This is a genomic window from Tamlana sp. s12 (assembly GCF_016767215.1).
Lineage (GTDB): Bacteria > Bacteroidota > Bacteroidia > Flavobacteriales > Flavobacteriaceae > Pseudotamlana > Pseudotamlana agarivorans.
Map to the genome: position 1 here is coordinate 1 of NZ_CP068547.1, position 11,642 is coordinate 11,642.

10 protein-coding genes are annotated in these 11,642 nt (G+C 35.3%); all 10 read right to left on the reverse strand.

Going from position 1 to position 11,642, the window contains the following annotated elements; translation table 11 throughout:
• Positions 1 to 454 precede the first annotated feature (454 nt).
• The 10 genes from queA to JJL45_RS00050 all read right to left on the reverse strand — a co-directional run bounded on the left by queA (position 455) and on the right by JJL45_RS00050 (position 11,642).
• Positions 455 to 1,504, reverse strand: a complete 1,050-nt coding sequence (gene queA / locus JJL45_RS00005; RefSeq protein ID WP_068601642.1) for a tRNA preQ1(34) S-adenosylmethionine ribosyltransferase-isomerase QueA — start codon at positions 1,502 to 1,504, stop codon at positions 455 to 457.
• A gap of 80 nt (positions 1,505 to 1,584) precedes the next feature.
• Complete coding sequence (locus tag JJL45_RS00010) at positions 1,585 to 2,808, reverse strand: 3-phosphoshikimate 1-carboxyvinyltransferase (protein ID WP_068601640.1); 1,224 nt, start codon at positions 2,806 to 2,808, stop codon at positions 1,585 to 1,587.
• A gap of 33 nt (positions 2,809 to 2,841) precedes the next feature.
• Positions 2,842 to 3,168, reverse strand: a complete 327-nt coding sequence (locus JJL45_RS00015; RefSeq protein WP_067144689.1) for a nucleotide pyrophosphohydrolase — start codon at positions 3,166 to 3,168, stop codon at positions 2,842 to 2,844.
• Positions 3,125 to 3,679, reverse strand: coding sequence for a metal-dependent hydrolase (locus tag JJL45_RS00020; protein WP_068601638.1), 555 nt, complete (start codon positions 3,677 to 3,679; stop codon positions 3,125 to 3,127). Before JJL45_RS00020 ends, JJL45_RS00015 begins: the two co-directional genes overlap by 44 nt.
• Positions 3,679 to 4,131 carry a D-aminoacyl-tRNA deacylase gene (gene dtd, locus JJL45_RS00025; RefSeq protein WP_068601635.1) on the reverse strand — a complete coding sequence of 151 codons (453 nt, stop codon included), beginning with the start codon at positions 4,129 to 4,131 and terminating at the stop codon, positions 3,679 to 3,681. The genes JJL45_RS00020 and dtd overlap by 1 nt, the downstream gene beginning before the upstream one ends.
• On the reverse strand, positions 4,128 to 5,078 hold the full coding sequence (gene rsgA / locus JJL45_RS00030) for a ribosome small subunit-dependent GTPase A (protein ID WP_067144698.1): 951 nt from the start codon (positions 5,076 to 5,078) through the stop codon (positions 4,128 to 4,130). The genes dtd and rsgA overlap by 4 nt, the downstream gene beginning before the upstream one ends.
• Before the next feature lie 178 nt (positions 5,079 to 5,256).
• Positions 5,257 to 8,577: a proline dehydrogenase family protein gene (locus tag JJL45_RS00035; RefSeq protein ID WP_068601633.1), complete on the reverse strand. Its 3,321-nt coding sequence runs from the start codon at positions 8,575 to 8,577 to the stop codon at positions 5,257 to 5,259.
• A gap of 458 nt (positions 8,578 to 9,035) precedes the next feature.
• Complete coding sequence (locus JJL45_RS00040; protein ID WP_068601631.1) at positions 9,036 to 9,551, reverse strand: hypothetical protein; 516 nt, start codon at positions 9,549 to 9,551, stop codon at positions 9,036 to 9,038.
• A gap of 146 nt (positions 9,552 to 9,697) precedes the next feature.
• Positions 9,698 to 10,780, reverse strand: a complete 1,083-nt coding sequence (locus JJL45_RS00045; RefSeq protein WP_067144705.1) for a bifunctional 3-deoxy-7-phosphoheptulonate synthase/chorismate mutase type II — start codon at positions 10,778 to 10,780, stop codon at positions 9,698 to 9,700.
• Between the two features lie 10 nt (positions 10,781 to 10,790).
• Positions 10,791 to 11,642 carry a prephenate dehydrogenase gene (locus JJL45_RS00050; RefSeq protein WP_068601630.1) on the reverse strand — a complete coding sequence of 284 codons (852 nt, stop codon included), beginning with the start codon at positions 11,640 to 11,642 and terminating at the stop codon, positions 10,791 to 10,793.

Genomic DNA, 11,642 nt, shown 5'->3' on the forward strand with positions numbered 1-11,642 from the left:
TTAGGAGGGAAACTGTTGTGCTTGAGTTTCCCCTCTAGAAAGAGGGTACTAAGGGGGTGTGTCTGCGAAAAGTTTGTTAGTATCGTCATTTAAACAACAATTAAACCTCTAAAAATCTTCGACACGAATACAGAAAGAAATTACCTAACTTAATTAAACATTGTAAATACAATGTCTCTTATTCTTTAGATGAAAATCAAAACACCTCCCTTAATCCCTCCTTGTTAGGAGGGAAACTGTTAGGTTCAAATGCATTTAAATTGAAGCAGTGTGTGGCATTAGGCCTGCCTACCGGCGGGCAGGGATTGAGGCCTTGTTGGAGCTCTTTAATTTAATATAGAAAACAGTGAATAAAGCCCGCCCCTTGGGTAATGCCCTAATCATTAAAATAGAAATATATAGGCACAAAAAAAGCCCCTTAAAAAAGAGGCTTTATCTTTTAATTATTTTTTTATTAGATGATTAACATCGCATCACCGTAACTGTAGAATTTGTACCCTTCTTTTACAGCTTCATCGTAAGCACGTTTCATGAAATCGTGACCTGCAAAGGCAGACACCATCATTAATAATGTCGATTTTGGTGTATGAAAGTTTGTAATCATACTGTTGGCGATACTAAAATCGTAAGGAGGGAAAATAAATTTATTAGTCCAACCTTCAATCTCGTTTAATCTACCGTTTGAAGAAACAGCACTTTCGATAGCACGCATCGCAGTAGTACCAACGGCACAAACACGACGTTTTTCATCGATACCTTTATTTACGATACTTACGGCTTTCTCGTCAATTTTAAGCTCTTCGCTATCCATTTTGTGTTTCGACAAATCTTCAACCTCAACTGGATTAAAAGTTCCTAAACCAACGTGTAAAGTAACTTCTGCAAAATTAACACCTTTAATTTCTAGACGCTTTAATAAGTGTTTTGAAAAGTGAAGTCCGGCAGTTGGAGCCGCTACAGCACCTTCATTTTTAGCAAAAATGGTTTGGTAACGCTCTTCATCTTCTGGTTGTACTTCTCTTTTAATGTATTTTGGAAGTGGTGTTTCACCAAGTTCATTAAGTTTTAAACGGAATTCTCTATAAGATCCATCGTAAAGGAAACGTAAAGTACGTCCTCTAGAAGTTGTATTATCGATAACCTCCGCTACTAATGTATCGTCGTCACCAAAATATAGTTTGTTTCCAATTCTAATTTTACGTGCTGGATCAACCAAAACATCCCAAAGGCGTTGCTCTTCATTTAATTCTCTTAATAAGAAAACTTCAATTCTAGCGCCAGTTTTCTCTTTGTTTCCATATAACCTTGCTGGAAAAACCTTCGTGTTATTTAAGATTAAAACATCGTCCTCGTTAAAGTATTCGATTAAATCTTTAAACATACGGTGCTCAATGGTTTGCTCTTTTCTATTTAAAACCATTAAACGAGATTCGTCTCTATTTTCAGCTGGAAACTCAGCTAATAATTCATCTGGTAAATCGAAACCAAAGTTTGATAATTTCATAGGGGTTCTGTGTTATTTTATATGAGAAAGCTGCAAATATACAATCTGCAGATAGGCGTTGTCAAGTAATTGGATGATTATTATTTAGTTATTTCAAATCCGAGTGTGGTTAAATCGTCCCAAAACGTAGGATATGACTTTGAAACCACCATGGCATCTTCAATAATAATAGGCACTTTTAAAGCTAAAGGTGCAAAGGCCATGGCCATTCTATGATCGTTGTAGGTTGCTATGGACACCAAGCTTTTTGCTTCCGAAGATCCCTTTAAATGTAAAGAATCATCGGTAATTCTAACTTCGCCACCTAGTTTTTCGATTTCGGTTTTTAAAGCCACTAACCTATCAGTTTCCTTAATTTTAAGTGTATGTAACCCAGTTAAATAACATGGCATCCCTAAAGCAAAACAAGATACGGCAATGGTTTGGGCAATATCTGGCGCGTTTCTTAAATCGAGGTGTAAACGGCCATCATCTAAACCTTCTTTTTTTATGGTTAAAGCGTTACCGTTAAATGTTGCCGAAACGCCGAAGCTTTTATAGATATCGATTAATGCCGAATCACCTTGCAGTGAATTTTCTTTATACGATGAAATGGTTACTTCTGTGCCAATGTCGCTTAATGCTACAATACTGAAATAGTATGATGCAGAAGACCAATCGGACTCTACGGTTAAGGTTTTTGGTGTTAAAGCTTTTGTGTTTGGTTGCACTGAAATGACGTTCCCTTCAAAGGATGACTCTACTCCTATTTCGTCTAATAAAGCTAAAGTCATTTTAATATATGGCACCGAAGTTATTTCACCTTCTAAGGTTAACTCAATTCCATTTTCTAACTTAGACGCAATTAATAATAGTGCAGAAATATACTGACTGCTTACATTAGCGTTTAAGGAAACTTTATTTTTTAGGAGTTTTTTTCCTGTAATTTTTATTGGTGGAAAGCCCTCATTTTCAACATAGCTAATTTCTGCTCCTAAACTTTGAAGCGCTTCAACTAGAATTTTAATCGGACGCTCTTTCATACGTTTTGAGCCCGTTAATATGGTTTCACGACCTTCTTGAATTGAAAAATAAGCCGTTAAAAAACGCATGGCCGTTCCGGCGTGATGGATATCTACTATTTCTTCCGAAGCACTTAATGCATTAGTCATTAAGTTACTATCGTCTGAATTTGATACATTTTCCAGTTGAAACTCTGGATATAAAGCTTGTAGCAATAACAACCGGTTCGATTCACTTTTAGAACCTGTAATTTGGATAGAAGATTGTTTTGCTATTTTAGATTGTTGAAGTGTAAAGTGCATACTTAGTCGTTCTTTTTTAAAGAAGTGGCTAATTTACTTTAATTTTTCGTTATTATGATGCCTATCGTGATCTCGTTTTCCTTTCTTGTACATTCTAGCATCGAAAGCTTTTTGTAAATCGACTCCCGTTTGATTAGCCAAACATAAGACTACGAAAAGCACATCGGCTAATTCTTCACCTAAATCTTTATCTTTATCGCTTTCTTTTTCACTCTGCTCGCCGTATCTTCTTGCAATGATACGGGCCACTTCACCAACTTCTTCGGTAAGCTGAGCCATATTGGTTAACTCATTAAAATAACGGACACCGTGTTCGTTAATCCATTCGTCTACTGCTAGTTGTGCGTTTTTTATATCCATTGTATTTTTTTATTGCGTATAAAATTACTAAAATCAAGATACACGGTAAGCCGATATAGAAAAATTCACTATAAATAACTTTAACTCCCCATTCTGAAAAAAAGCGTTCTACTCCAATAGGGGACACTTTTATGGGGCGAATTGGGAAGAAATAACGGCTATTATCTACAGGAATTAAAAAGCCTACGCCCTTACCTCCTGAAGTCATCGCATCTAAAATACCGTGTGATAAGGTGGAAAGAAAAATAACTAGGAACCAAACGATTTTACTTTTTCGTCCCACGGTAAATGTCAATAACAAGGCCCAAAGCACTGCAAAAAGTATAGAATGAGTAAATCCACGATGCCCAAAAGGATCTTCATAGGGAATCCCAAAACGAAAGGCCAACACATCGAAATCAGGTAGAATGGTTGAAAAAATTGCGCACAGCAATAACCATTTCAAATTCTTCTGGTTGATGATTTTGGATAAAGTATATCCCACCATACCGTGTCCAAATATGGAAGCCATTATTCTTTGTTTTTTGAATCGATGATAATAGTAACAGGGCCATCATTAACAAGAGCCACTTTCATATCGGCACCAAACTTACCGGTTTGAACGGTTTTTCCTAAATCGGCATTTAGTTGTTTTACAAAATCTTCATACAGAGAAATTGCAATATCTGGCTTTGCGGCTTTAATGTAGCTGGGGCGATTTCCTTTTTTAGTAGCCGCATGCAGTGTAAACTGACTCACTACAATGGCATCTCCTCCAACGTCCAAAAGCGAAGTATTCATGACGCCTTGGTCATCTTCGAAAATACGCAAATTCACGATTTTATTCGACAACCATTTGATATCGTCTAAAGTATCGTCGTTCACGATACCCAATAAAACTAATACGCCTTGATTTATTGCCGCTACTTTTTCGTTATCAATGGTAACACTGGCTTCAGAAACCCTTTGAATTACTACTTTCATACTTTATCCCAAATATCGGTTCTGTAATGCTCGTCTTCACCTTCAATAATTTGCAAATAACTTCGGTATCGAGAATATTCAATATCGCCATCCTCTAAAGCTTGCTTCACGGCACATTGCGGTTCTTGAACATGCAGACAGTTATTAAACTTACAATCCTGTTTGAGTTTAAAAATTTCAGGAAAATAATCGCCAACCTCTTCTTTGTCCATATCCACAACACCAAAACCTTTAATACCTGGGGTATCTATAATTTTAGCTCCAAAATCTAGGTCAAACATTTCAGCAAAGGTTGTGGTGTGCTGCCCTTGCATATGTTGGGTAGAAATCGCTTTGGTTTTGATATTCAATTCAGGCTCTATGGCATTCACTAGTGTAGATTTTCCCACTCCTGAATGTCCGGAAAACATGCTCACTTTATCTTTCATAAGTGCCTTAACTTTATCGACATTCTTACCCGTTACAGCCGAAACACCAACGCATTCATAACCTATTTTTCTGTAGATATGTGCTAGGTAACGAACTTCGTCTAAAGTCTCTTGATCGTAAACATCAATTTTATTGAAAAGTAAAACTGTTTTAATCGAATAGGCTTCTGCAGTAACTAAAAACCGGTCGATAAAACTACTTAGGGTAGGCGGATTGTTAATGGTAATCATTAGGAAAACCTGATCTAAATTCGCTGCAATGATATGAGTTTGCTTAGATAGGTTTACCGACTTCCGAACAATATAATTACTTCTATCATGGATATTATAAATAACACCCGACTCCTGATTATTATCGGTTTCAATTTCAAAATCTACAATATCACCAACAGCAATGGGATTGGTGCTTTTAATGCCTTTTAAACGGAATTTGCCTTTGATACGACATTCGTAAACATGCCCCAATTCGTTTTTAACTGTGTACCAGCTTCCTGTAGATTTATATACTTGTCCTGTCATTTATTAACTCTATTACTGCAAATTAACAACTTTTAATTTTATGATATAAAATAAAGGGCTTTTCATAAGCCAAAAAAAATTCCCTGAGCGTTTGTCTCAAGGAATTCTTTTCAATTTATATTTATAATTTGGTCACTTAATTGCTTAAGCTAGCCCGAAATTACTTTAAGTTTTATAACTAGTAATATTTTGGTCGCTCTTCAGGGTTATATGCTACACCCATTAAGTTTCCATAACGGTGGTAGTTATGTGAATAACTCTGTTCTATTAAATAATTTAACAACTCAATACGTCCACTATTTCTAGGTTCATTTTGATAAACAGGAATCGCGTTTTGGTGACATCTAATTAAAAAGTGATCCGATAAAACACCTAAAGCTCTAACACAAGTGAAATCTTTTGGATGATGTTTTAATGCGTTTCCACAGGTGTCTTTTATTACAGGGATATCTAAAAACTCAGCAATAAACTCAATTTTATCAATATGTTTTTGAGGTGTGTGTACATCATAAAGTAGTAAAATTTCTTTGTACTTCGTGTAACTACAAATATTAGATTGCCCACGAAGATTTACATAATCGATTTTTTTACTAAACAGTTCATCATACCATTTTTTATAATCGGCTTTCCAATCGGTTACCTTAGAATGGATGTTTGTAAACTGAAGCACATAATTGATACCCCCAGCCTTCATTCCGAAACCGAAACAAGATGCTTTAATACCTCCAAAAGGTTGTCTTTGTACGATAGCCCCTGTTGTAGATCGGTTTACGTATTTGTTTCCAGCTTCAATATGCTCGTTCCAATATTCTATTTCATTATGATCTAAAGACTCTAATCCAGCTGTTAAACCATAGTCCACACTATTAGCGATTTCTACAGCTTCTTTTAAGTCTTTCGCCTTTAATACTGAAAGTATAGGGCCAAATAACTCATTTTGAAACGGGTAATCATCGGTGGTTACATTCCAAATCACACCAGGTGTTAACATGTGATTTCCGTTTAATTTAGGTTTGACTAACCATTGATCGTCCGGCGTGTTTCTAATAACATGCTTTAATTTCTCAGATAATTGAACAGCTAACGGTCCGATTTCCGTGGCATAATCCCAAGGATTTCCAAAAGTTTTACTTTTAGTAGCGTCCTTTAAAAGGGCTTTAAATTCCTTATCGTTAAACACATCTTCCGTTAAAATCAACAATGAAGTTGCCGAACATTTTTGACCTGCATTACCAAAAGCAGATTGCACAATATTGATAGCGGCTTGTTCCTTATCGGCTAAGCTTGTAACAATGGTACTGTTTTTACCACCTGTTTCAGCATATAAATTTAACTGCGGATTTCTCTCTAAAAGGAAATGCGCTGTTTCTGTACCACCTGTTAAAATAACAGCATCAAAAACATTTCCAGTCGTTAAAAAGTCATCAAGAATAGACTCTTCACAAGGTAAGAAGTATAAGGCATCCTTAGGAATACCAGCAGCCCATAGACACTTACAAGTTAAATACGCACAAGCTGAAGCATTCGTTGATGGTTTTAATATCACTTTCTTACCAGCCGCTAACGATGCTAAAGCGCCTCCAATAGGAATCGCAATTGGGAAATTCCATGGAGACAATACTAAGTTAATTCCAACATCTTCACTGGTAAATTCTTTAGCAATGTCCAAGCTACTTTCAGCATAGAAATTCGCAAAATCTATAGCTTCAGAAACCTCAACATCGACCTCTTTAACGGTTTTACCAAGTTCGGCTACAGCCACACCAATTAAATCGGCTCTCTTTTTTTCTATTTCTACAGCTGCTTTCTTTAAAAGCTCTGCTCTTTTTTCAACGCTATAATTTTGCCATTCGGAAGTAACATCAATAGCTTTTTGGTAATCTTCCTTAACAGACATTTCATAATCCCAAGGTGGTGTACCAGACCAGTTACTTACTTTTACAGTATAGCGCTCATTATCATCTAAAACACCAACAACTGGAATGGTTTTTCCAATGATATTTTCTGGAGTTTCCCAGTCGGTTTTAATTTTTTGAGCCCATTCGATATTTTGTGGTAAATTCCAATCGGTATTAGGCACATTATGGAAACCTTCCATAATTTGAGGCACATCGTTATTTCTGTCCTGCTTTCTACTAGGCGTAGTATTTAAATTTTGCATTAAAGACAATGAATGTAAGAACTCATCTTTTAATTCATGCCATTTCTCCGAGCCCACTTGTAAATCATAACCTTCTTTTAAAAAGTTACCTGGTTGGGTTCCTTCATCCAGACGTCTTACTAAATAAGCAATCGCCGCATTATATTGATTCTCCTTTACTGTTGGTGTGTACAATAATAGGTGTACTTTTTCTGCTAATAAATTGTCTACGGTCTGATTGGCCATACCTTCTAGCATTTCAAAATCCACACAATCTTCAAGCTGATTTTCTTTCACCAAATTTAAGGCGTAAGAGATGTCGAAAATATTATGAGACGCCACCCCTACGTTTACAACACGAGCAGAATCGGTTGTTAACATTTCAGACAGAATCTTTTTATAGTTAGCATCGGTTTCAGGCTTTGTACTATATGTAGCTAATGGCCAATCTTCAATAGAAGATTCGGTCATTTCCATTTCCATATTAGCACCTTTTACAAGTCTTACTTTTATGGAAGACCCTCCATTATTCACACGTTTTTGAGCCCAAGTAAAAAGCTTACGATAATAGTGAATCATTTCAGGAATATAAGCCTGAAGCACGATTCCTGCTCTAATGTTCTTATATGCTGGTAAAGACAACGTTTTGATAAAAACATCAAAAGTGATTTGTAAATCCTTGTACTCTTCCATATCAAGATTTACAAATTTTTGTACACCCGTTTCTTTTTCTATGCGTAAGATTTCATCATAAAACATGGCTAATCTAATCGATAGTTTTTCAACGGTATCTTCATGAGCCAGTGATGAGATTTGAGAAAAAATAGTAGAAACTTTAATAGAAATGTAATTAACATCCTTTCTATTAAGCAAAGCCAAATACCCTAAAATTCTTTTTTGAGCATCGTCTTCTCCAATTAAAGCTTCCCCAATAAGGTTAACATTTAAGGTAATATTTTGCTCTTTTCTTTTCTGAGCATGCTTTTTAAACTTTTTACTATTGATAAAAAACACCACATCACTAGAGGTTGCTTGAATTTTTTTAAGCATCACCGACACACTAAGTGAAGGCAATAGTTTACCGGCAACCGCAAAAGATTTTAGCATGGCGTTTTCTACCGGTGTAAACAACGACTCATAATTCTTTTTGGTATTTAAAAGGTAAATAACATGATCGGCAACCTTTTTGTAATTTTTAGAACGAAAGGCAACATCCATCATTTGAATTAAAAAATGCTTACTCTCGGGCTCGTCAATAATTGTTTTGAGGCGATCTGCAAAAGGATTTTTTTTCGCTCCGCTTTGATTGCCCTGTAACTTTTCGGCGAGTTTTAGTGTGTTTTCTACCGCTTTATCCATAGATTTTCAATTTAAACAAATGGCTCCCATAGCCAATTTGGGTGATTAATTTTAAATTTATAAGCAACGTACTATACTCTACAGCAGTAAAATATATTAGCGATACCTATACTATGTAACCTGAATTTCAGTTCGGCAAATTAAAGTCATTTAAAGTGATTTTATTTAGCGGTAAAAAAATATTAACATATTTTTAAATATTTTAAAAAAAATTAAGCTAAATCCTCACAATAACAATTAATTTTAAACCATTACAAGTGCGAAATATAAAAAACTATTATTTGAATTTGAGCCGTATCCATTAAATTTTAAACACATTTACGTTTATTAATTAGATTATTTCCATAAAGTATAAAAACAAAAAAACACCTTAATAATCAGGTGTTTTGAAATTATTATAGGACATCTGGGATAGTATGCCCCTTACTCTTGTAATAAAAAAGAAAGTAATAAACAGATTAGAAACGCTTCCCTAGCCCAACACTGAGCCCCCAGGTCACATACTCTTCTTTAAAATCAAAGTTCAATGCTGGTAATAATAACCAAGATTTGCCCAAATCAATTTTGTATTCTGTTGCAAAACGCATTACAAAGAGGTCCTTATTTTCTTCAAATTCTATAGCTGGACCAGCCATAACTCCCCAATGCTCAGAAAGCTCGTAACCTGCAAGCACGCCTATTAAAAGTGCGCGATTACGCTCTAGGTCTTCCCTGTTGAATTTCACCAAATAATTGGCGAGCTCTAAATCTAAAACAGCTCCTACAACCCATTTTTCATTTAATTCTCGAAAATAGTCTACACCAATAGTTGGCACTAAAACTTCCTTTTCGTATTCACCTTCTTCATATGCACTAGGAATGTGGGTGTAACCAAAAACAAAATTTATTTGATTTCTTTTCTCCTCACCTTCTTGAGCTGAAGTCTGAAATATAATGAGTAAAAAAAATAAAGCGGTAAGTATTGTTCTTTTCATAATTGAGGGATTTATGGATGAAAATCATGACTAATTTAGCCATAATTGATGTAACAGAAAGCCTAAAAACAAAAAAAACACATCGTCTGTAATAAAAAAAGCCTTCCGGAATGGATGGCTTTTTTTATTCGATAATTCTTAAAAGTTTATCCGTTAAGAATCTTTTCTTGATGATTAATAGATTCTTGGTGAATGGCTTTAAACATTTTTAAAATAAACTCTTCACTTAAACCATATTGTTGTCCTTCAAGAACCATTTTTCCTAAAATTTCATTCCAACGCTTAGATTGAAGTACCGCTACGTTTTTGTCCTTTTTTAACTGTCCGATACCATCAGCAGCCTTCATACGTTTTCCTAACAATTCGATGATTTGATTATCCACCACATCGATTTGCGCTCTTAAATTCTCTAAAGAATTATTGTAATCTTCTTCAGCGTTTGATTCTTTTCTAATTTTTAAATCTCTCATGATTTGAACTAAAGTAGATGGCGTTACTTGCTGTGCTGCATCACTCCATGCGTTTTCAGGATCGTAATGCGTTTCTATCATTAATCCGTCGAAATTTAAATCTAAAGCCGATTGAGACACATCAAAAATCATATCTCTTTTTCCAGTAATATGCGACGGGTCGTTAATTAATGGAATATCTGGGAATTTATTTTGAAATTCGATAGCCAATTGCCACTCTGGATTATTTCTATATTTTGTTTTCTCGTAAGTTGAGAACCCTCTATGGATGGCTCCAATATTTTTAACACCAGCTGAATAAATACGCTCAATACCACCTAACCATAAAGCTAAATCTGGATTTACTGGATTTTTAATTAATACAGGCTTGTCTGTACCTTTTAAGGCATCGGCAATTTCTTGCATGATGAACGGGCTAACTGTAGAACGCGCACCAATCCATAACATATCAACGTCGTGCTCTAAAGCTAATTTTACGTGTGCTGCGTTGGCAACCTCCGTACAAATTTTCATACCTGTTTCTTCCTTAACCTTTTGTAACCATTTTAAGCCTAAAGCTCCAACGCCTTCAAACATTCCTGGACGTGTTCTTGGTTTCCAGATGCCTGCTCTAAAATACGTGACATCGGTGTCTTTTAACTCGTGTGCAATTTTTAATACTTGCTCTTCAGTTTCTGCACTACATGGTCCAGCAATTACCAATGGATGATCTAAATTTAAATCATCTAACCATGCTCTCATTTCTTTGTTGTTTTCCATAATTTTAAGCTTAACTTATTCCTTTTAATATCTCTTTAATATAATTGGTGTTTTCCATCTCACTAAAAATCGCATCAAAATCATCTTTTTTCATGAGATCTTTAAATTGCGTGAGATTATTAATATATTCTTCTAATGTTTCAATAACATTGGTTTTATTTTGTTTGAAAATTGGGGTCCACATTTCTGGTGAACTTTTTGCCAAACGTACTGTAGATGCAAAACCACTGCCCGCCATATCAAAAATATCGCGTTCATTTTTTTCCTTTTCTATCACCGTTTTCCCTAACATAAACGAACTGATATGCGATAAATGCGACACATAGGCAATGTGTTTATCATGAGCTTCGGGATTCATATAACGAATACGCATCCCAATATCGGAGAACAGTTTCAAAGCTTTTTCTTGGAGCTTAAAAGTTGTTTTTTCGACTTCACAAACAATATTAGTTTTACCCACAAACAAACCTTCTAAAGCAGCCGTCGGACCAGAGTGCTCTGTACCAGCAATAGGGTGCATCGCTAAAAAGTTTCTACGTCTTGGATGATCTTCAACAGCTTTACAAATATCAACTTTTGTAGATCCAGCATCAACAACCAATGTGTCATCAGATATTTTATCCAAAACGGTTGGCAACAGCTTAACGGTAGCATCAACTGGAATCGAGATAATAACCAAATCGGCATTTTCTAAATCATCTAATGTCGCTTTTTTATCGATAATATTAAGCTCTAATGCTTTTTCTAAAGTGCCATCTTTTCTACTGATACCGTGAATAATCGCATCTGGATTATTCTTTTTGATATCGATAGCCAAACTTCCTCCTATTAAACCAACGCCTATGGCATATATGTTTTTCAT

Bases quoted from the DNA above. Each gene is read 5' to 3' on its own strand.
- JJL45_RS00010 (WP_068601640.1), bottom strand. From the start codon at position 2,808: ATGCACTTTACACTTCAACAATCTAAAATAGCAAAACAATCTTCTATC.
- dtd (WP_068601635.1), bottom strand. From the start codon at position 4,131: ATGAAAGTAGTAATTCAAAGGGTTTCTGAAGCCAGTGTTACCATTGAT.
- JJL45_RS00045 (WP_067144705.1), bottom strand. From the start codon at position 10,780: ATGGAAAACAACAAAGAAATGAGAGCATGGTTAGATGATTTAAATTTA.
- JJL45_RS00015 (WP_067144689.1), bottom strand. From the start codon at position 3,168: ATGGATATAAAAAACGCACAACTAGCAGTAGACGAATGGATTAACGAA.
- JJL45_RS00040 (WP_068601631.1), bottom strand. From the start codon at position 9,551: ATGAAAAGAACAATACTTACCGCTTTATTTTTTTTACTCATTATATTT.
- JJL45_RS00020 (WP_068601638.1), bottom strand. From the start codon at position 3,679: ATGGCTTCCATATTTGGACACGGTATGGTGGGATATACTTTATCCAAA.
- queA (WP_068601642.1), bottom strand. From the start codon at position 1,504: ATGAAATTATCAAACTTTGGTTTCGATTTACCAGATGAATTATTAGCT.
- JJL45_RS00035 (WP_068601633.1), bottom strand. From the start codon at position 8,577: ATGGATAAAGCGGTAGAAAACACACTAAAACTCGCCGAAAAGTTACAG.
- JJL45_RS00050 (WP_068601630.1), bottom strand. From the start codon at position 11,642: ATGAAAAACATATATGCCATAGGCGTTGGTTTAATAGGAGGAAGTTTG.
- rsgA (WP_067144698.1), bottom strand. From the start codon at position 5,078: ATGACAGGACAAGTATATAAATCTACAGGAAGCTGGTACACAGTTAAA.